Source organism: uncultured Thiohalocapsa sp. (genome assembly GCF_913063425.1).
GTDB lineage: Bacteria > Pseudomonadota > Gammaproteobacteria > Chromatiales > Chromatiaceae > Thiohalocapsa.
On sequence record NZ_CAJXYK010000040.1, the window covers coordinates 22,047 to 40,626 of the forward strand.

The 18,580-nt window shown below is 69.4% G+C and carries 19 protein-coding genes, 1 pseudogene and 1 riboswitch; of the genes and pseudogenes, 13 read left to right on the plus strand and 7 right to left on the minus strand.

Annotated features, from left to right (window positions below; all coding sequences use genetic code 11):
* Positions 1-27 precede the first annotated feature (27 nt).
* From QZ607_RS18845 to QZ607_RS18875, 7 genes are read right to left on the minus strand one after another with little or no spacing between them, the layout of a single operon-like run.
* Positions 28-1,488, minus strand: a complete 1,461-nt coding sequence (locus tag QZ607_RS18845; protein WP_295885851.1) for a PAS domain-containing sensor histidine kinase — start codon at positions 1,486-1,488, stop codon at positions 28-30.
* Positions 1,485-2,396 carry a GvpL/GvpF family gas vesicle protein gene (locus QZ607_RS18850; RefSeq protein WP_295885915.1) on the minus strand — a complete coding sequence of 304 codons (912 nt, stop codon included), beginning with the start codon at positions 2,394-2,396 and terminating at the stop codon, positions 1,485-1,487. The genes QZ607_RS18845 and QZ607_RS18850 overlap by 4 nt, the downstream gene beginning before the upstream one ends.
* A 5-nt stretch (positions 2,397-2,401) precedes the next feature.
* A complete protein-coding gene (locus tag QZ607_RS18855) occupies positions 2,402-3,220 on the minus strand; it encodes a GvpL/GvpF family gas vesicle protein (RefSeq protein ID WP_295885852.1) in 819 nt (272 codons plus the stop codon).
* On the minus strand, positions 3,217-5,385 hold the full coding sequence (locus tag QZ607_RS18860) for a CDC48 family AAA ATPase (protein WP_295885853.1): 2,169 nt from the start codon (positions 5,383-5,385) through the stop codon (positions 3,217-3,219). Before QZ607_RS18860 ends, QZ607_RS18855 begins: the two co-directional genes overlap by 4 nt.
* A 15-nt stretch (positions 5,386-5,400) precedes the next feature.
* Positions 5,401-5,913, minus strand: a complete 513-nt coding sequence (locus QZ607_RS18865; protein ID WP_295885854.1) for an Hsp20/alpha crystallin family protein — start codon at positions 5,911-5,913, stop codon at positions 5,401-5,403.
* A complete protein-coding gene (locus QZ607_RS18870; protein ID WP_295885855.1) occupies positions 5,894-7,324 on the minus strand; it encodes a sigma-54 dependent transcriptional regulator in 1,431 nt (476 codons plus the stop codon). Before QZ607_RS18870 ends, QZ607_RS18865 begins: the two co-directional genes overlap by 20 nt.
* A 5-nt stretch (positions 7,325-7,329) precedes the next feature.
* The gene (locus QZ607_RS18875; protein ID WP_295885856.1) at positions 7,330-7,923 is read right to left on the minus strand and encodes a hypothetical protein; all 594 of its coding nucleotides are present in this window, start codon (positions 7,921-7,923) and stop codon (positions 7,330-7,332) included.
* A 403-nt stretch (positions 7,924-8,326) separates the two neighbouring features.
* Between QZ607_RS18875 and QZ607_RS18880 the strand changes: the two genes are divergently transcribed.
* The 13 genes and pseudogenes from QZ607_RS18880 (at position 8,327) to moaD (ending at position 18,577) form a co-directional block, all read left to right on the plus strand.
* The gene (locus QZ607_RS18880; RefSeq protein WP_295885857.1) at positions 8,327-9,193 is read left to right on the plus strand and encodes an N-acetylmuramidase family protein; all 867 of its coding nucleotides are present in this window, start codon (positions 8,327-8,329) and stop codon (positions 9,191-9,193) included.
* 146 nt (positions 9,194-9,339) lie between these two features.
* A riboswitch (glycine riboswitch) is annotated at positions 9,340-9,452 on the plus strand.
* Positions 9,453-9,664: 212 nt separating this feature from the next.
* Positions 9,665-10,774, plus strand: a complete 1,110-nt coding sequence (gene gcvT, locus QZ607_RS18885; RefSeq protein WP_295885858.1) for a glycine cleavage system aminomethyltransferase GcvT — start codon at positions 9,665-9,667, stop codon at positions 10,772-10,774.
* Positions 10,775-10,852: 78 nt separating this feature from the next.
* A complete protein-coding gene (gcvH, locus tag QZ607_RS18890; RefSeq protein ID WP_295885860.1) occupies positions 10,853-11,245 on the plus strand; it encodes a glycine cleavage system protein GcvH in 393 nt (130 codons plus the stop codon).
* Between the two features lie 183 nt (positions 11,246-11,428).
* Complete coding sequence (gcvPA, locus tag QZ607_RS18895) at positions 11,429-12,796, plus strand: aminomethyl-transferring glycine dehydrogenase subunit GcvPA (RefSeq protein WP_295885861.1); 1,368 nt, start codon at positions 11,429-11,431, stop codon at positions 12,794-12,796.
* A gap of 108 nt (positions 12,797-12,904) precedes the next feature.
* Positions 12,905-13,405: a thiol peroxidase gene (tpx, locus tag QZ607_RS18900; RefSeq protein WP_295885863.1), complete on the plus strand. Its 501-nt coding sequence runs from the start codon at positions 12,905-12,907 to the stop codon at positions 13,403-13,405.
* A 175-nt stretch (positions 13,406-13,580) separates the two neighbouring features.
* Positions 13,581-13,958, plus strand: coding sequence for a toll/interleukin-1 receptor domain-containing protein (locus QZ607_RS18905; protein ID WP_295885865.1), 378 nt, complete (start codon positions 13,581-13,583; stop codon positions 13,956-13,958).
* A gap of 60 nt (positions 13,959-14,018) precedes the next feature.
* Positions 14,019-15,479 carry an aminomethyl-transferring glycine dehydrogenase subunit GcvPB gene (gcvPB, locus tag QZ607_RS18910; RefSeq protein WP_295885867.1) on the plus strand — a complete coding sequence of 487 codons (1,461 nt, stop codon included), beginning with the start codon at positions 14,019-14,021 and terminating at the stop codon, positions 15,477-15,479.
* 37 nt (positions 15,480-15,516) lie between these two features.
* Positions 15,517-15,741 carry a hypothetical protein gene (locus QZ607_RS18915; protein WP_295885869.1) on the plus strand — a complete coding sequence of 75 codons (225 nt, stop codon included), beginning with the start codon at positions 15,517-15,519 and terminating at the stop codon, positions 15,739-15,741.
* Between the two features lie 31 nt (positions 15,742-15,772).
* A complete protein-coding gene (locus QZ607_RS18920) occupies positions 15,773-16,144 on the plus strand; it encodes a diacylglycerol kinase (RefSeq protein ID WP_295885871.1) in 372 nt (123 codons plus the stop codon).
* Positions 16,145-16,215: 71 nt separating this feature from the next.
* Positions 16,216-16,449: pseudogene (locus QZ607_RS18925) on the plus strand (type II toxin-antitoxin system Phd/YefM family antitoxin).
* A 102-nt stretch (positions 16,450-16,551) separates the two neighbouring features.
* Positions 16,552-17,082, plus strand: a complete 531-nt coding sequence (gene moaB / locus QZ607_RS18930) for a molybdenum cofactor biosynthesis protein B (RefSeq protein ID WP_295885872.1) — start codon at positions 16,552-16,554, stop codon at positions 17,080-17,082.
* Between the two features lie 2 nt (positions 17,083-17,084).
* A complete protein-coding gene (gene glp, locus QZ607_RS18935) occupies positions 17,085-18,329 on the plus strand; it encodes a gephyrin-like molybdotransferase Glp (protein ID WP_295885874.1) in 1,245 nt (414 codons plus the stop codon).
* A complete protein-coding gene (gene moaD / locus QZ607_RS18940) occupies positions 18,326-18,577 on the plus strand; it encodes a molybdopterin converting factor subunit 1 (RefSeq protein ID WP_295885877.1) in 252 nt (83 codons plus the stop codon). Before glp ends, moaD begins: the two co-directional genes overlap by 4 nt.
* The last annotated feature ends 3 nt before the right edge of the window (positions 18,578-18,580 follow it).

Here is an 18,580-nt window from a genome sequence, read left to right on the forward strand (position 1 = left end):
GGGCGCGTCACCGGCGCCCGGCTGCTGCTACAGCAACGGCAGCCGTACGCTGAAGCGGCTGCCCTCGTCCACACGGCTCTCCACACTGATGCTGCCGAGGTGGCGCTGCACGATGGAGTAGGAAATGGACAGGCCGAGCCCCGTCCCCCAGCCGGGGCTGGAGCCCGTGTGGAAGGGGTCGAAGATGCGCTCCAGCTCCCCCTCGCTGATGCCGACGCCCGTGTCCGCCACCGCCACCCAAACCTCGCCGTCCGCCACGAAGAGGTCCACGGTGAGATCCCCGCCGTCCGGCATGGCCTTGATGGCGTTGAGCGCCAGGTTCATGAACACCTGCTGCAGCAGCGAGGACACCCCGCGCACCAGCACGGGCTGCTCCGGCAGGTGCTGCCGCACGCGGATCTTCTGCACCCGCGCCTGATTCTCGATGAGGGTGAGGGTTTCGCGCAGCACCGCCACCAGGTCCAGCTCGGTCATGTCCTCCTGCGCGGACGGGCGCGCGAAGCGCAGCAGATTCTCGATGATGTCGGACGCCTTGCGCATACCGTTCTGGATCTTCTCGGCGCACTCCCGGCGGAAGTCCGCCGGCAGGTCGTCTTCCATCAGAAACTGCGCCGCCGATGAGCACACCGCGAGCGGATTGCGGACCTCATGGGCGATGCCGCCGGCCATGACGCCGAGCGCCGCGAGCTTGTGGGACTGGCGCAGCTGGTGCTCCAGCTTGCGCCGCTCGGTGAGGTCGCGGCCGACGGCGACGGCGCCGATGATGGCGCCGTGGTCGTCCTTCATGGGCGAGAACAGCCAGGACACGAGGATGGGCTCGCACCCCGACGGCACCAGCCGGCATTCGCAGGTGCGCGGGCCATTGCCGGCCGTCAGCGTCTGCAGCAGCACCCGGCGGGAGTCCCACTGTGCCGGGGCCTCGCAGATCTCCCACAGGTAGCGGCCGCGCACATCCACCGCCGTCAGGCCCGAGAGGGCCTCCGCGGCGCTGTTCCAGGTCAGGATGCGCCCTTCGGTGTCCACGGACAGCACCATGTCGCTGGCGCTCTCCACCACCGAGGCCAGATGGCGCTCCACCCGGCGTACTTCCTCCGACAGGCGCACCTGCTCGGTGACATCCTCCAGGAACAACATCACCGTCTCGGTACCCTTCGGCCCGCCCAGCGGCACCACCGAGTAGTAGTAGATGCGCAGCGGAATGCCCGGTGCCCGATAGGTGATGCGCTGCCCGCGCACCGGCTGGCCGTCGCGAAACACATTGCGGATGCGCGCGGCCATGTCCGTCCGCTCCAGGATCACCGTCGGGAAGACATCGGCCAGGCGCCGCCCGATGGTCTGGGTCTCGCTCAACTGGCTCTTGGCCAGAAAGTTCCGGTTGACACAGGTGATATGCAGGGCCTCGTCCACCAACAGCACGGACGAGGGAATGGCGTCCAGCAACTGGCGGAAGGCGGCGGTGCCGCGCTTGCTGCCGCAAAGGGTAGTCATTGAGTCGTATCTGTATCTGTGGGGCTCGTATCGGGGACGCATGTCTCTGAAGGGCTCGTTTCCGGGGCGCTCGTATCTGGGGGGCTCGTATCAGGGGCGCTCGCATCTGAGGGGGGGCGTATTTGGGGGGGCGTATCTGGGGGGCTCGTATCGGGAGAGCGCGCAGCCGCGGAGGCCGTATCCTGAGGGCGCGTATCCGGGGTGGCGGTGTCTGCGTCGGTGCCGTCCGTGCCGCCGGCGAAGCTGTGCGGCGGCCATGGACCGCTGGTGAGCGGCGCACCGGCCGCCGTGGTGAGCCTGCCCGCCGCCACTGCCGCCGCGAGCCGTTGGCGGAAGGCCGCGAGCCGCGGGCGCGGCACCAGGTAATGTGCCGAGAGCCTCCGTCCGCCGGCGAACCAGCCCTGCTCCCGGCGCGTGTCGCGGTAGAGTCCGGCGAGGTCGGCGTCGAGGCGCTCCAGCGCGGTCTCGGCGGCGGTCGCGGCCTGAAGCTGGGCGCGCCGACGCAGCAGATAATCACGGCCGCTCGCCGTTGCCCCCGGGCCTGCGGCGCCGGCGGCGGTACCCGCCGGCGGCTCCGGCAGGGGCAGGCGCACGCCCATTTCCACGCAATCCGCAAGCGCCGCGAGGACGCACCGGTAGCGCTCGGCTTCGGCGCGCAGGTGCGCGGTGACCGCCGCCGTGTCCGCCAAGCGGCTGCCCCAGCGCATGGGCACCACATCGAGCCGGGCGTGGTAATGGGCGACGACCTCGCCGAAGGCGAGCATGGCGGCCACATCCTCATGGGCGGGCGCCGGCGCCACCAGCGCCGCCAGGCTGCCCGCCTCCACCCAGCGCAGTCCGGCCGGCGCCGTGGGCGGCGGTGACGCCGCCCGCCGCAGGTCCGAGGCCGCGCAGACGCAGTAGAGCATGAGGGTCAAGGCGTCCCACCGGTGAAGCTGTAGCCCGGCCACGGTCCTTTGAATTCCAGGGTCAGGCCGCATTCGGCGAGCTCCGGGGCCGCCGCCGTCAGGACTTCTTCGACCGCGGCACGCGCCGCGTCCGGCACCAGCAGCGCCCAGTTGAAGGCCAGCGCCTGACCGCTTGGAATGCGGCGCTCCACCAAACCGCGACACTGTGGTCGCAGCGCGTCGGCAAGCGCCGCTGCACGCCGTGCCGCCCAGGCCTCAAGGTCCGGTGTGAGCGCCCGGCGCAGCCGCTGCTCCTCCAGGTGGCGGCGCCCGGCAGCGGCGGGCGGGACGAAGCGGCCGGCAGCGATGGCCTCGGCCACCCGCGCATCCAGCGCGCGGGCGCGATCCAGCTGCCCCTGCACCGCCCATTCCGCGCAGCCGGCGAGCCGGTCGAGGGCCGCAAGGATGTCAGTGCGGCGGCTCGCCATCTCGGCCTCCAGCACCGCAACCGACGAAAACAGGGTCGCGAAGGGGAGCGGGAACACGGTGGTCGCGGCGAGTGCGGCGTCCAGGACCGTCTGGTGGCGCAGGGCGCGCGGGCCGACCCAGCCGATGTCCGCCAGGTTGGCGACACCCTGCTCGCCCTCGTAGTCGGCGCGTCGTACCGGGCTCACCAACGCCGTGAGCCCGGCGTGGCGATGCACCGACAGGCCGCCGCCGTCCACGGCGGGCGCTTCGGGCGGCAGGCCGGCGGCGTCCGCCGGCGCGAAGCAGTACAGGTACAGCGCCATCGCATCGTCGCGGGCGGCGCCGTCGGCTTGCGCCGCCGAGCCGGCCGCACTCATACCAGCCCCGGCCCGAGCACCTCGGTGAGGGCCTGCTCGAAGTCGGCACGCGTGAGCGCCACCGCCGGCAGGGCCTCGGCATCGAGGGACTGCGGGCGACCGTCGGCACCGGCGACCACGCGGCGGATGGCGAAGAGCGCCGCACGGTTGCAGATGGCCGCGAGCTCGGCGCCGCTCGCCCCCTCGGTGCGGGCCGCGAGGTCCGCCGCGTCCACCACCTCGGCGCCGGGCTTGCCGCGCAGGTGCACGGCGAGGATCTCGCCGCGGTCCTGCTCGCTCGGCAGCGGCAGCTCGATGACCTCGTCGAAACGCCCGGGGCGGAGCATGGCGGCGTCGATGAGGTCGGCGCGGTTGGTGGCGCCGAGCACGAACACGCCCTTCAGCTCCTCCAGGCCGTCCATCTCCGCCAGGAACTGGCTCAGCACCCGCTCGGAGACATGCGAGTCGCTGGCACCGGCGCTGCGTGCGGGCACCACGGCATCCACCTCGTCCAGGAAGATGATGCAGGGTGCCGCTTGGCGGGCCTTGTGGAAGACCTCGCGCACACCGGCTTCCGATTCACCGACGAAGCGCGACATCAGCTCCGGCCCCTTGACCGCAATGACATTGACGCCGCTCTCGTTGGCCACGGCCTTGGCGATCAGAGTCTTACCGATGCCGGGAGGCCCCGCCAGCAGCAGCCCCTTGGGCGGCGCCACACCGGCCTGCTCGAACAGCTGCGGATACTTGAGCGGCCATTCCACGGCCTCCACCAGGCGCTGGCGTACACCGGACAGGCCGCCCACATCGTCCCAGCCCACATCCGGCACCTCCACGAAGACCTCGCGGATGGCCGAGGGCTCCACCTCCCGGTAGGCGGTCAGGAAGTCCTCCATGCCGATGGTGACGGCGGCAAGCTCGTCGAAGGGCAGGTCTTCCAGCGATGCGCCGATGTTCGGCAGCAGCCGGCGCAGCGTGCCCATGGCCGCCTCGCGGCACAGGGCCTCCAGGTCGGCGCCGACATAGCCGTGGGTGATCTCGGCGAGGTGGTCCAGCGAGACATCCTCGTTGAGCGGCATGCCGCGCGAGTGGATGTCCAGGATCTCGCGGCGCCCGTCGCGGTCCGGGATGGGAATGGCGATCTCGCGGTCGAAGCGCCCGGGCCGGCGCAGGGCCGGGTCGATGGCGTTGGGCAGGTTGGTGGCGGCGATGACGATGAGGTTCTGCCGCCGGTTGAGGCCGTCCATCAGCGCCAGCAGCTGCGCCACCACGCGCTTCTCGACATCGCCCACCACCTTGTCCCGGCGCGGCGCAATGGCGTCGATCTCGTCCAGGAAGATGATGCTCGGCCCCTTGCGCGACGCCTCGTCGAAGATCTTGCGCAGGTGCGCCTCGCTCTCGCCGTAGAACTTGTGGATGATCTCGGGGCCCGAGACGGTGTAGAAGGCGGCGTTGGCCTCCTGGGCGATGATCCGCGCAATCAGGGTCTTACCGCAGCCGGGCGGCCCGTGCAGCAGCACGCCCTTGGGGGCGTCTATCCCTAAGCGCTCGAACACCTGGGGATGGCGCAGCGGCAGCTCGATCATCTCGCGGATGCGCTGCACCTGGTGGCGCAGCCCGCCGACATCCTCATACGTCATGGTGCCGCCGCCGCGCTGGGCCGACCCGGCGCCGCCACCGGCGGCCTGGGCCTTGCCGATGACCAGGGCAGTAGTGGGGTTGATGACCACGGCGCCGCCGGGGCTCGTCTCTTCCACCCGAAAATCCGCGCTGCGGCTGCCGAACAGGGACGCCCGCACCAGATCGCCCTTCACCACCGGCACGCCGTCCAGCAGGCTGCCGATGTAGGCCATGTCGCGCTTGCCCGGGGTCACCGTGGTGGGCGTGAGGGTGATGCGCGCTGCGGGCTGGTAGGCGCAGGGCGCAACCTCGGCCTTCTCATCCACGCCGATGCCGGCATTTTTGCGCGTGATACCGTCCAGTTGGACGCAGTCCTTGCCGCGCATGTCCTGGTAGGCCGGCATCACCTTGGCCACACTGGCGCGCTTGCCACGCACCAGCACCACGTCACCGAGCGCCAGACCAAGCCGCTGGATGTCCGCCGGGTCCAGGCGCGCATAGCCGCGGCCCGCGTCCTTCGCCATACCCTCGGCGACCTTGAGCTTGACAGTTTCCGTCTCAGACATTGCCGACCTCCCGCCTCAGACCAGCTTCACTTCTAGGATGCCGTTACGGCAGCTGTACGTCATGCCCTCGGCAGCGAAGCTGCGCGGCAGCAGAACCTCCTTGCGGTACTTCTTGTCGCCCCGCGCGGCCTGGATGTCGAGCACGTCCCCGTGCAGCTGGAGCTGCACGTCCTCGTCAGCGATGCCGGGCAGCTCCGCCACCACCTGCACATGGGCGTCCTCTTCGAACACGTCCACCATGGGCTCGGTGACCTCCTGCACCGTGGATGCGCCCGTCTCCTCGTCGCGGCGGATGTTGCCGAAGGGCTCCACCTTCGGCGTGGACTCGCCATCCTCGCCGAGCCCCACCTTGACGGTGAAGCCGTAGACGCCCTTGACCTCGCGCCCACCGCTGGTCTTGGACTCGATGACGCCTTCGCGCTTGAGCTGCTCGCCCGTCTCGGCGAGGTCGCCGAGCTTCTCCACCAGATCGCCGAGTCCGCGCAGGATGCCTTCGATGCCGCCGCTGTCAGTCTTTTTCTCGGTCACAGCCGATCTCCTCTCGTGTAATGTCGAACCTCTTCAGCTTGTTGTAGATGGTCTTGTAGTCCACCTTCAGCAGCCGAGCCGCCTCTGCCTTGTTGCCACGGGTGTGGCGCAACGCCTTGACAAGCATCGCGCGCTCAACGCGCGCGATGTTGTCGCTGACGATCTGGCTCAGCGACAGTTCGCCAAGAGGCAATTCCTGTGCCTCATTCCCGGGACAGGGCTCGTGACGGGGGCGGCTGCGCAGCCGCAGGTCGTCAGCCTCGATCTCGGGTTTGTCCAGCAGGCAGGTGCGCCGGACGACGCTGCGCAGCTCGCGCACGTTGCCCGGCCAGTCGAAGCCCACCAGCCGCTGCCGCGCCGCCCGCGAGAACGCCGGCACCGGGCGGTCCAGCTCCTCGGCGAGCTGCCCGCGGAAGATCTCGGCAAGATGCAGGATGTCGTCGCGGCGATCGCGCAGGGCCGGCAGGCGGACGTGGAACTCGTTCAGCCGGTACCAGAGGTCTTCGCGGAAGCTGCCGTTGGCCACGGCCTGGTCGAAGTGCTCGTTGCTCGCCGCCACCAGCCGCACGTCCACCGGGATGGGCGTGGTGCCGCCGACACGGCAGATGACCCGCTCCTGCAACGCGCGCAGCAGCGCCGCCTGGGCCTTGAGCGGTAGGTTGCCGATCTCATCCAGGAACAGGGTGCCGCCGGCGGCGGCCTCGAACTTGCCCATCTCGCGCCGGTCCGCCCCGGTGTAAGCGCCGCGCTCATGGCCAAAGAGCTCGTTCTCCAGCAGGTTCTCGGCAATGGCGCCGCAGTCCACCGCAACGAAGGGTCCGGCGGCGCGCCGGCTGAAGCGGTGGATGGTGCGGGCGATAACCTCTTTGCCGGTGCCGGTCTCGCCCTGGATCACGATGGAGAAGTCCGTGCCCACCACCGGCTCCAGCTCGTCGGCAAGCGCCATGACCGCCGCGCTCGAGCCCATCATGCCGGCGAGTGAGCGGCGCAGCCCGGTCTCGCCCGCGCCACCGCCCGACGCCGCCGCGCCGCCGCCGCGGCGGGCGACGGCCTCGCGCACCAGCGGCACCACCTTGCGGTTGTCGAACGGCTTCGGCAGGTAGTCGACGGCGCCGATCTTCATGGCCTCGACGGCCTGGGAGACGCCAGCGAAGGCCGTCATCATCACCACCGGCAGGCCGGGGTGAGTACGGCGGATGCGCCGCAGCAAGTCCATGCCGTCGCTGTTGGGCATCTTGATGTCCAGGATCAGCACGTCCGGGCGCAGCCGGTTCACCAGCTCCAGCGCCGCGTTGCCGTCATGCGCGGTCTCGACGGCAATGCCCTCGCGGTCCAGCAACCGTCCGAGCAGACTGCAGATGTCCCGGTCGTCGTCGACGATCAGGGCCTGCGCTTGGGGCACGCTGTTCATGGCGCTCAACCTCCGCCATGATCAGGTCTGCCCGCGGGTTGCTGCACCTCGATGTCCGGCGGCAGATGCCGCTCAAGGTCGTGCACGAGACCGAGGAACAGGATGCCCGTCTCGCCGGGTGCGAGGGTCTGATCGATGCGCTCTGCGATGAAGCGATCACGCCGCACCAGAATCTCTGCGGCGAGGCGGCGCGTCTCCTCCCCGTTCCCGTCACCGTCCTGCTCCAGCAACTGCTTCTGGAGCTGGTACTCCTCCACCAGCAGCTCGGCGGACTCCGTGCCCATGAGCCGGGCGCCCCGCTCCACCAGGCGCTGTACCAGCCGGTGATTGCGGCTGCCGCCGGCGGCCAGATCGGCGACGATGGCCTGCTCGTGCTCGCAGACGGGCAGTCCATCCTGGTAGACGCGCCAGCCCTGTGCAGCGACCGGCAGGGCCGCGGCGGCCCGCTCGATGCCGCGCCAGACCTCGTCCAGGACCTGATGCCAGCGTTGCCTGTCCATCGCCGTGGGCCGTGCCTGCGCCGCAGCGTCGGCGAGCCCGCCCAGATCCTCGGGCGTATGCACGATTGGGAAGAGGATCAGCGTGCGTCTGTGCGTCATCAGCACCCCCCAAGCCTTTACACGCGTTTTTATAGTGCCTATAGTTTCGGTGATGAGCGGCATCTTTTCAACGACAATTGACTAGACGTGTACCTTCCCTATGTGATAAGCAGACGGGCTGATTAATGGTTGTGATCGAGCTCACAGTTCCTTCCCGGCATGCGCGCCCGTGCCCTGAACGGCCATCCGACCGCCGCGCCGACGCTGCTCCAGCTCCCGCTTCCAGCCCGCCCGTCCAATCCTTTGCACGCAGCTGCGGCGCCGCTCCCATAAGCCCATCGTTGCGCTTGGTTATACTCTAGGTGATCCGCTGCCTGATCCCAGCCGCCCCCCTGGCTGGGGCGGCATCCGTCCTGTGCCGGGCCGCCGTGGCGCCCGCACCCCAGCCAGACGAGGACACCCCATGGCCATCGACATCGAAGCGCAGGTGGACCGCATCCTGGAGGAAGCGCGCGAAGAGCTCATCGCCGTCGTCCGGGCCGAAGCCGCCCGCGCGGAAGACAAGCAGGCAGCAAGACCCGCAACCGACGCCGCCGGGGCCGACGAGCCGGCAACCGCAGACGATGCGCAGGCAGCCCTGCCGAACCATCCGCCGCGGGTGGAGATGGAGCATGAGGCACCTTTCGTGTACACTTATCCCAATCAGACAGAAGACGGGCGCTTCATCCCCGTCTCCTGGACCGGACCAATTCCCGGACAGGCCGCCATCAGCGACGACGACATCACCGAGCTCGCCGACACCTGGAACGTGAATCCCTGTCACCTGCGCGCGGTGCTGCGGGTGGAGTCCGCAGGCTCCGGCTTTCTGCTCAGCGAGCCGCCGCCGGCACGCCCGAAAATCCTGTTCGAGGCACATTGGTTCTACAAGCTCACCCCGCTGCCGGTGAGCAGGACCCGCCCCGACTTGAGCTCCCGGCGCTGGAACCGAGGCCTCTACAAGGGCGGCAGCGCCGAGTGGGAGCGCCTGCACGACGCCATGGAGTTCGATCCGCTGCAGGCATTGAAGTCCGCCAGCTGGGGGCTCGGGCAGGTCATGGGCTTCAATTACACGGTGGCGGGCTGTGCAACCATGGAGCAGTTCGTGGTCGAGAGCTTCACCGGCGAAAAGGCCCAGTTCAATCACATGCTGAATTTCATCGATAACAACGAGCTGATGGGCCATTTGCGCCGCGGGCGCTGGGCGAGCTTCGCCAAGGGCTACAATGGTGCCGGCTACCGCGCCAACCGCTACGATGAAAAGCTCGCTGCCGCGGCCCGGCGCTGCCGGTGACGCGCCGATGCGGCGCGGCTGTGGACATGCGCATCGGGCCACAGCCGACGGCGGGAATCTTACCGGCGCCGCGTTGCGGTTGCGTCAATCTTTGTAAAGCTGTGCCTTGGCACAGCGCGGCAGCACGTTTATAGTCCGCAAACGGTTTCGGAGCCGCGGGAGAGACCGGCAGCCTCGGGCGACACAGTCCAGCGCAAGGCCGGCGCCGAAGGCGCAACACCGCCCGGAATCGCTCAGGCAAAAGGACCGCGGCACCACGCACCGACTCTGGAGAGCGGCCGGCGCAGACAGCATCGCAGCCGGCCCACCGACGGGGCAGCAGCAGACGCCAGACCAGGTATCGACCCGAGACCCTGGCATCGCTGCAAACTCTCAGGTTCAGGACAGAGGGGCGGCGCGCCGGCAGCAATGCCGGCGCGCCGCCGCTTGTCCAATCGCCGGCCGCACACCGGCCCGACCCGGGAGGCCCGCATGGGTTCCAGAACACCCCTTTTCGATGCCCACGTCGCCCTTGGTGCCAAGATGGTGCCCTTCGGCGGCTGGGACATGCCGCTGCACTACGGCTCCCAGCTCGACGAGCACCACGCCGTGCGCCGCAACGCCGGCGTCTTCGACGTCTCGCACATGCAGCCGGTGGACGTGACCGGGCCCGCCGCAAAGCCCTATCTCCAGTTCCTGCTGGCCAACGACGTGGGCAAGCTCGCCCAAACAGACGCCTGGACCGGCCGTGCCCTCTACAGCTGCATGCTGAACGAGCGCGCCGGCGTCGTCGATGACCTGATCTGCTACCACCTCGGCCCGCAACGCTACCGGCCGGTGGTCAACGCCGCCACCGCAGACAAGGATCTTGCCTGGATGCAGGAGCGCGCCGCCGGATTCGACGCCACCGTCACCCGACGGGACGACCTCGCCATGCTCGCTGTGCAGGGCCCGAGCGCACGCAGTCTGGCCGAGCCGCTGCTGCCGGCGTCCATCCGCGCTGCGGCCATGACACTGAAGCCCTTCCATGCCGCGGAAGGCGACGGCTGGCTCGTGGGCCGCACCGGCTACACGGGCGAAGACGGCTTCGAGATCATCCTGCCGGCGGAGGCCGTCGGCGCCCTGTGGCAGGGCCTGCTGGACGCCGGCGTCGCGCCCTGTGGCCTCGGCGCCCGGGACACCTTGCGCCTGGAAGCCGGTATGAGCCTCTACGGCCAGGACATGGACGAAGACACCGACCCCCTGTCTGCGGGCCTCGGCTGGACCGTCGCCTGGCAGCCGCCGGAGCGTCATTTCATGGGGCGCAAGGCGCTGGCAGCGCGCCGCGAGGCCGCCGACCTGCCGCGGTGTGTCGGTCTGCTGCTCACCGGGCGCGGCGTGCTGCGCGCACACCAGCAGGTGCTCCTGGACGGCAAGCACGTCGGCGAGATCACCTCCGGCGGCTTCTCGCCGACGTTGGAGCGCTCCATCGCGCTGGCACGCATCGACGCGGCCGCCGCGGCGGCCGGCGAGGTCGCCGTGGACATCCGCGGCAGGGCCGTGCCGGCACGCATCGTCAAGCCCCCTTTCGTGCGCAATGGACAGCCCAAGATCGACCTCTGAGTCCGCCTGCCGCTGACGCGGCGCGTCCGGCGGCACCCAACTGCACCCCTTCCGGAACCGAGCCTACAGGAGTCCGCCATGAGCGACATCCCAGCCGACCTCAAGTACACCGAGAGCCACGAGTGGGTCCGCGACAACGGCGACGGCACCGTCACCGTGGGCATCACCGACCACGCCCAGGACGCCCTGGGCGACCTCGTCTTCGTGGAGCTGCCGGAGGTGGGCAAAGCGCTCGCCGCCGAGGACGCCTGCGCCGTGGTTGAATCGGTGAAGGCGGCGTCCGATATCTATGCGCCATTGGAGGGCGAGGTCGTGAGCGTCAACGAGGCGCTCGACGGCGCCCCTGAAACCATCAACTCAGACCCTTACGGCGAAGGCTGGATCTTCCAGCTGAAGCTCGCCGGCGACGACCCGGCCGCCGGGCTGCTGGATGCAGACGCCTACCAGCAGGTGGTCGAAGAGGAAGCCTGAGCCGGGCGGCGCGCTGCGCAACGCGCCACGGCGCCACTGCGCCACCGTACAGGCCCCGGCGCGGCGCGCGCCGACGCCCCGGCAGCGCGCCCGCAGCCGCCGGCTGCCAACTGCGCCGGGTTGCGCCGCCGCCGGCCAGCCCAAAGCCGATCCACCCGCGACGACGATACGCAGACCCCCATCATGCCCTTCATCCCCCACACCGAAACCGATGTGTCCGAGATGCTCGCCGTCATCGGCGCCGAGCGCATCGACGACCTGTTCGACGAAATTCCGCCGGCGCTGCGCGCGAAGGGGCTCGACGGCATTCCCGCGGGCCTGTCCGAGATGGAGGTCACGCGGCTGATGCAGGGTCGCGCGCGCGCAGACGGCGAGCCGCTGTGCTTCATCGGCGCCGGTGCCTACGAGCACCACATCCCCGCCGCCGTCTGGCAGATCACCACCCGCGGGGAGTTCTACAGCGCCTACACGCCCTACCAGGCGGAAGCGAGCCAGGGCACGTTGCAGGTGCTCTACGAGTTCCAGTCCATGATGACGGCGCTGACCGCCATGGACGTCTCCAACGCCTCGCTCTACGACGGCGCCTCGGCGCTGGCCGAGGCGGTGCTGATGGCAGTGCGCGCCAACCGCAAGTGCAAGAGCAAGCGGGTGCTGGTGCCGAAGTCCCTGCACCCATCCTACCGACGCACCGCGCGCGGACTGGTGGGCAATCAGGGCATCGAGCTCATCCCCGTGGACTTCGACCGCACCACCGGCCAGACACCCGTAGCGCACTACGCAGCCGCCGCCGGCGACGAGGAGGTGGCCGCCGTGGTCCTGCCGCAGCCGAACTTCTTCGGCGTGCTGGAGGACGTGCACGCGGTCACCGACTGGGCGCATCAGCACAACATGCTGGTCATCGGCGTGGTCAACCCGGTGGCGCTGGCGGTGCTGAGCCCGCCCGGCGACTGGGGCGGCACCGGCGCCGACATCGCCTGCGGCGAAGGCCAGCCGCTTGGCATGCCGCTCGCTTCCGGCGGGCCCTATCTCGGCTTTTTGACCTGCAAGCAGGACTTCGTCCGCCAGCTGCCGGGGCGCATCGCCGGCAAGACGCTGGACGCCGACGGCAAGGTGGGCTACACACTCACGCTGCAGGCCCGCGAGCAGCACATCCGCCGCTCCAAGGCGACCTCCAACATCTGCACCAACCAGGGTCTGCTGGTGACCGCCGCCACCATCCACATGGCCATCCTCGGCGCGGACGGCCTGGAGCGCGTCGCCGCCAGCTGCCATGCCAACACGCGTCGGCTCATGGAGCTGCTGTGCGGGATCCCGGGGGTCGAGCCGCTCTTCGACAGCCCGGTGTTCCACGAGCAGGCGCTGCGGCTGCCCGCATCCACCGCGGAAGTGCTGCACGCCCTGGCCGAGCACGACATCCTCGGCGGCTTCGACCTCGGCGCGGAGTATCCCGAGCTGGATCCGGCGGTGCTGGTGTGCGCCACCGAAATGCGCACAGAGGAAGACATGGTCGCCTTCCGCGACAAGCTGGCAGCGGTACTGAGCAACCAGTGACGAGGGACGCGGCGTAGGCCGCCCACCCCGAGCCTCACGACTCGCAGCCCGCGCCCAACCCCCAGTCCCCAGCCCCCAGTCCCCAGCCCTTCTCCAAGGAGACCACCCATGGCCCAGACCGCACTGCAAGGCAACCCCGTCAACCTCGCCGGCGAGCTGCCCGCCGTCGGCAGTCCCGCACCGGACTTCAAGCTCGTCGATAAGGACCTGGGCGACAAGACGCTCGCGGAGCTCGCCGGCAAAAAGGTTCTGCTCAATATCGTGCCGAGCCTGGACACGCCGGTCTGCGCCACTTCCACCCGCAAGTTCAACGAATCCTTCGCCGGCCGTCAGGACGCTGTCTGTTTGGTGGTTTCCGCCGACCTGCCCTTCGCCATGGGCCGCTTCTGCGCCACCGAGGGCATCGAGAACGTGCATCCGCTGTCCATGATGCGCTCCAAGGCCTTCGCCAAGGACTACGGCGTGCTCATCGAGGACGGCCCGCTTGCCGGCATCACCGCCCGCGCCATCGTCGTGCTCGACGCCGACGGCCGGGTCATCTACACGCAGCTGGTGCCGGAAATCGGCGAGGAGCCAGATTACGAGGCCGCGCTGAAGGCGCTCGCCTGAGTCCCCGACCGCATCGTGACGCAGCAAGTAGGCCCACCGGGGGTGCCGCCACCGCTGGTGTTCATCAGCCACGCCGGCGAGGACATTCTTGCCCTTAACGACGCCGATCGATACTTGGCCGATCTGGCATGTCGCCTCACGGAGCTCCGCGATGCACCGATCACATGAACCCCTCGTGTACCTCGCCTACGCAGCTGCGGACAAGGTGTGGGCCGCGCAGTTCAGCACTGCTCTGCGCGATGCCGGCGTCAAGCTTTGGTTCGATGCGGCTGAGATTCGCCCCGGAGACGAGTGGAAGGATGCGACGGAGAGAGCCCTTCGGGACAGCAACATACTCGTCTTCGTTTTAACACCAAACAGCGTTGACAACCCTTGGGCGCTGTTCGAGCTGGGCGCTGCCGTAGCCGACAATAAGCGCGTCATTCCCATTGTTGCGAAGCCATTCGACCCGAGCGAAACACCGCCGCTGATCGGGCGATATCGATTCCTCGATGAATCCTCCCCAACAGAAGCGGCGCGCCGCGTCGCCGAGGTCGTCGCCGAACCGGCCTGAGGGACGAGCATCGCCCGACACTTCGACCCCTGTCAGCCTTCGACTGCTCCCGGAAGCCCTATGCTGATCCAAGAACAATCCCGCCCCGGCCGCACGGCCCCCGCCCAGGCCCCGCTGCACGAGGCCGATATTTCGGATTTGCCCGCCGGCCTGCGCCGCAAGACCCGTGCGCCGCTGCCGGAGGTCTCCGAGCTGCAGGCCGTGCGCCATTACACGCGCCTGTCGCAGCAGAACTTCGCCATCGACACGCACTTCTATCCGCTTGGCTCGTGCACCATGAAGTACAACCCGCGGGCCTGTAACAGCCTCGCGTCCCTGCCCGGCTTTCTGGCCCGGCACCCGGCGGCGCCGGAAAGCCACAGCCAGGGCATCATGGCCTGCCTGCACGAGCTTCAGGACATGCTGAAGATCGTCACCGGCATGCATGCCGTGTCGCTGGCACCCGCCGCCGGTGCCCAGGGCGAGCTGGCGGGCGTGATGATGATCCGCGCCTACCACGATGCGCGCGGCGACCACGACCGCCGCGAGATCCTGGTGCCGGACGCCGCCCATGGCACCAACCCGGCCTCGGCCATCATGGCCGGCTTCCAGGTGCGCGAGATCCCCACCGGCAGCAACGGCGACGTGGACATCGCGGCCCTGCGTGACGCCGTCGGTCCGCAGACCGCCGGCATCATGCTCACCAATCCGAGCACCGTCGGCGTCTTCGACCGCAACATCCAGGCCATTGCCGAGACGGTGCACGAGGCCGGCGGCCTGCTCTACTACGACGGCGCCAACCTGAACGCCATTCTGGGCAAGGTCCGGCCCGGCGACATGGGCTTCGACGTCATCCACATGAACCTGCACAAGACCTTCTCCACGCCCCACGGCGGCGGCGGGCCGGGTGCAGGCCCGGTGGGCGTTTCCAAGCGCCTGGAGCCCTACCTGCCCGTACCGCTGGTGGTGAAGGACGACGATGCCTACCACTGGCAGGTGGAGCAGGACCGCCCCGAGTCCATCGGCCGCATGACCGCCTTCGGCGGCAACATGGGCATCCTGCTGCGGGCCTACATCTACGCCCGGCTGCTGGGGGCCGAGGGCATGCGCCGCGTCTCCGAGTACGCCACCCTGAACGCCAACTACCTGCTGGCCCGCCTCAAGGACGCCGGCTTCACGGCTGCCTATCCGGAGCGTCGCGCCAGCCACGAGTTCATCGTCACGCTGAAAAAGGAAGCCAAAGAGTACGGCACCAATGCAATGGACTTCGCCAAGCGCCTGCTGGACTATGGCTTTCACGCGCCGACCACCTACTTCCCGCTGCTGGTGCCCGAGTGCCTGCTGGTGGAGCCCACCGAGTCCGAGCCCAAGGAGGCGTTGGACGGCTTCGTGGACGCCATGACCAAGATCCGTGCCGAGGCCCAGGAAAACCCTGAGACCCTCAAGCAGGCCCCCTACACCCTGCCCGTGCGCCGCCTGGACGACGTGCGCGCCGCCCGCCAGCTGGACCTGGCCTGGAAGCCGGAGCGGGGGGAGGATTGAGCGAAAGCGCCCACAGACACGCCCGCGAGGGAATCCAATGGCCAACGACCTCGACAACCTGGTGCTCGGGCAGCTGCGGGCGATCCGTGCCGATATCGCAAAGCTGAAACGCCACGCGGAATCGACCAAGGCCCAGCTCGCCGGCATGGGCCAGCAGATCGGTGCCCTGACGATAGGCGTGTACGGCGGTCGTTCGGATATCGAAGAACTGCGCCGCCGTCTGGACCGGGTGGAGCGGCGCTTGGAGCTGGCTGACGGTTAGGCGGGCCGCTTCCCCGGCCCGCAACAGCAACATGGCCCACCGCAACGTCCACGGCTGGAAGCGGGTCATCTACGCCTTCGGCTATTCCATGCAGGGGCTCAAGGCCTGTTGGGAAGGCGAAGAGGCCTTCCGACAGGAGCTGCTGGTGCTGATCCCGCTGCTGCCGCTCGGGCTCTGGCTCGGCGACTCGCCGGTGGAGCGCGCCATGCTCGTGGGCAGCCTGCTGCTGGTGCCCATCGTCGAGCTGCTGAACTCCGCCATCGAGGCGAATGTCGATCGCATCGGCTCCGAGCGTCATGAGCTGTCCGCCCGCGCCAAGGACATCGCCTCCGCCGCGGTGTTCGTCAGCATCCTGTTTGCGGCCGTCATCTGGCTGCTGATTCTGGTGCCGAAGTGGCTCTGACGCACCGCTCGTTGCCGGACATGGGCCGCGCGGCTGGTCTTCGCCTTGGCCCCAGTCCATTTGAGCCGTCTATAAGCAATACCGTCAATGTCCACGAGGCGAAGCCCCTCTTCTCCAGACTGCTGGAGCGCGCGCACCAGGGGGAGGAGATCATCCTCGCCAAGGCAGGCAAACCCTAAGCTCGGCTGGTGCCCCTGGCCGAATCGCCGCCGGCACGCCGTCCCGGTGGTCTCAACGGTCGCGTGGATGAAGCCTTCTTCGGGCCGCAGCCGGATGCCGAGCTGAACGCTTGGGAACCGGCCTGATGCGGCATCATCGCAGCTCGGGCATGCCGCTCCCACAGTCTTGACCTTTGCCGCGTGACCGCCAGAATCCAGCGTTACAGCATCAACGCAGCCGATCCACGCATGAGCCGCACTCCCGACGACGCCCCGTTCCAACCGCTGGCCCTCGCGGTGCTCACGGTCTCCGACAGCCGCACCGAGGCCGACGATACCTCCGGCGACTATCTGCGCGAGCAGGCGCAGGCCGCCGGCCATCGCGTGGTGGAGAAGGTCATCTGCCGCGACGACCGCTACCAGCTGCGCGCCCTCTTCTCGCGCTGGATCGCCGATGACGACGTGCGCGTGGTGATCAGCACCGGCGGCACCGGCATCACCGGCCGCGACAGCACCCCCGAGGCCGTGCTGCCCCTGTTCGACAAGACCATCGACGGCTTCGGCGAGCTTTTCCGGCACATCTCCTACCAGGAGATCGGCGCCTCCACGGTGCAGTCCCGGGCCTTCGCCGGCATCGCCAACGGCACCCTCGTCTTCTGCCTGCCCGGCTCCACCGGTGCCTGCCGCACCGCCTGGGAGGGCATCCTCGAGAGCCAGCTGGACAGCCGCACCCGGCCCTGTAACTTCGCGCAGCTCATCGCGCGCTTCGGCGAGCGCTGACCATGGCGGGCGCCCACGACTGTGGAGAGCCGGCGCAGCCGCCGCTGTCGGTGGAGGCGGCGCTGGATCTGCTCCTCGCCGAGGCCCGGCCCGTCGCCGGCACGGCGCAGGTATCCCTCACCGACAGCCTGGGGCGCGTCCTCGCGGCCCCCGTCGTGAGCCCCATCGACCAGCCGGCCTGGGACAACAGCGCCATGGACGGCTATGCGCTGCGCGCCGCCGATGCCGGCACAGGTGTGCTGCCCGTGAGCCAGCGCATCCCCGCCGGCAGCAGCGCCGAGCCCCTGGCACCCGGCACTGCGGCGCGCATCTTCACCGGGGCGCCGGTGCCCGCGGGCGCCGACACCGTGGTGGTGCAGGAGGCCTGCGAGGTCCTCGACGACGCCCGGGTGCAGCTGCCCGCTGAGATCCAGCCCGGGCGCAACATTCGCCGCCGGGGTGAGCAGCTGCGCGCGGGGGAGGTGATACTGACAGCTGGTCAGCGCCTCGGCCCACAGCACCTGGCGGTGGCCGCCTCCGTGGGTGCCGCGGCGCTGACGGTCCACCGCCGGCTGCGGGTGGCCATCTTCGCAAGCGGCGACGAGCTTGTGGAGCCGGGGGCGCCGCTGGGCCCGGGGCAGATCTACAACTCCAACCGCACCCTGTTCCAGGCCCTGCTCGCAGGGCTCGGCTGCGAGGTCCTGGACCTCGGCATCGTCGCCGACACCCGCGACGCCACCAAGGCGGCATTGGCCGACGGCGCCGCCCACGCGGACCTGGTGCTCGCGAGCGGCGGTGTCTCCGTCGGCGAGGAGGACCATGTGCGCCCGGCGGTGGCGGAGCTTGGCCGGCTCGACCTCTGGAGCGTCGCCATGCGCCCGGGCCGGCCCCTGGCCTTCGGCCACATCGCCGACACACCCTTCATCGGCAGCCCGGGCAATCCGGTGTCGCTGTTCGTCACCTTTTGCCTGTTCGCGCGCCCCTTCATCCAGCGCATGCAGGGCATGGACCCACTGCCGGCACCCAAGCGCATCCGCGCCGCCGCCGGCTTCGACTGGCCCAAGCCGGACAAGCGCCGCGAGTACCAGCGCGCCCGGCTCCGGGCGGATACCGCCGGAGATCCCTTGGTCGAGGTCTTCGCGAGCCGTTCTTCGGCGGATCTCACCTCGCTCACCTGGGCGGATGGGCTGGTGGAGCTGGTGGAGCATCAAGCCTTCCGCGCCGGAGAGCCCGTGAGCTTCATCCCCTTCACGGAGCTGCTGCCATGATCCGGGTGCGCTACTTTGCGAGCCTGCGCGAGGTCGTGGGCACATCCGAGGAGCAGCTGCCGCCGGAGCACGCCGGCACCGTCGCCGAGGTCCGCGCCCGGCTGCGAGCCCGCGGCGGCGCCTGGGCCGCAGCCCTGGATGACTATCGGCCCGTGCTCACCGCCGTGAACCAGCAGCTGGCCCAGCCCGACACGCCGGTGACCGACGGTGACGAGCTGGCCTTCTTCCCGCCGGTGACCGGCGGCTGAGTC

Excerpts from the sequence above, each read along its gene's own strand:
- QZ607_RS18845 (WP_295885851.1), bottom strand. The coding sequence starts at position 1,488 with ATGACTACCCTTTGCGGCAGCAAGCGCGGCACCGCCGCCTTCCGCCAG.
- QZ607_RS18850 (WP_295885915.1), bottom strand. The coding sequence starts at position 2,396 with ATGCTCTACTGCGTCTGCGCGGCCTCGGACCTGCGGCGGGCGGCGTCA.
- QZ607_RS18855 (WP_295885852.1), bottom strand. The coding sequence starts at position 3,220 with ATGAGTGCGGCCGGCTCGGCGGCGCAAGCCGACGGCGCCGCCCGCGAC.
- QZ607_RS18860 (WP_295885853.1), bottom strand. The coding sequence starts at position 5,385 with ATGTCTGAGACGGAAACTGTCAAGCTCAAGGTCGCCGAGGGTATGGCG.
- QZ607_RS18870 (WP_295885855.1), bottom strand. The coding sequence starts at position 7,324 with ATGAACAGCGTGCCCCAAGCGCAGGCCCTGATCGTCGACGACGACCGG.
- QZ607_RS18875 (WP_295885856.1), bottom strand. The coding sequence starts at position 7,923 with ATGACGCACAGACGCACGCTGATCCTCTTCCCAATCGTGCATACGCCC.
- QZ607_RS18880 (WP_295885857.1), top strand. The coding sequence starts at position 8,327 with ATGGCCATCGACATCGAAGCGCAGGTGGACCGCATCCTGGAGGAAGCG.
- gcvT (WP_295885858.1), top strand. The coding sequence starts at position 9,665 with ATGGGTTCCAGAACACCCCTTTTCGATGCCCACGTCGCCCTTGGTGCC.
- gcvH (WP_295885860.1), top strand. The coding sequence starts at position 10,853 with ATGAGCGACATCCCAGCCGACCTCAAGTACACCGAGAGCCACGAGTGG.
- gcvPA (WP_295885861.1), top strand. The coding sequence starts at position 11,429 with ATGCCCTTCATCCCCCACACCGAAACCGATGTGTCCGAGATGCTCGCC.
- tpx (WP_295885863.1), top strand. The coding sequence starts at position 12,905 with ATGGCCCAGACCGCACTGCAAGGCAACCCCGTCAACCTCGCCGGCGAG.
- gcvPB (WP_295885867.1), top strand. The coding sequence starts at position 14,019 with ATGCTGATCCAAGAACAATCCCGCCCCGGCCGCACGGCCCCCGCCCAG.
- QZ607_RS18915 (WP_295885869.1), top strand. The coding sequence starts at position 15,517 with ATGGCCAACGACCTCGACAACCTGGTGCTCGGGCAGCTGCGGGCGATC.
- QZ607_RS18920 (WP_295885871.1), top strand. The coding sequence starts at position 15,773 with ATGGCCCACCGCAACGTCCACGGCTGGAAGCGGGTCATCTACGCCTTC.
- moaB (WP_295885872.1), top strand. The coding sequence starts at position 16,552 with ATGAGCCGCACTCCCGACGACGCCCCGTTCCAACCGCTGGCCCTCGCG.
- glp (WP_295885874.1), top strand. The coding sequence starts at position 17,085 with ATGGCGGGCGCCCACGACTGTGGAGAGCCGGCGCAGCCGCCGCTGTCG.
- moaD (WP_295885877.1), top strand. The coding sequence starts at position 18,326 with ATGATCCGGGTGCGCTACTTTGCGAGCCTGCGCGAGGTCGTGGGCACA.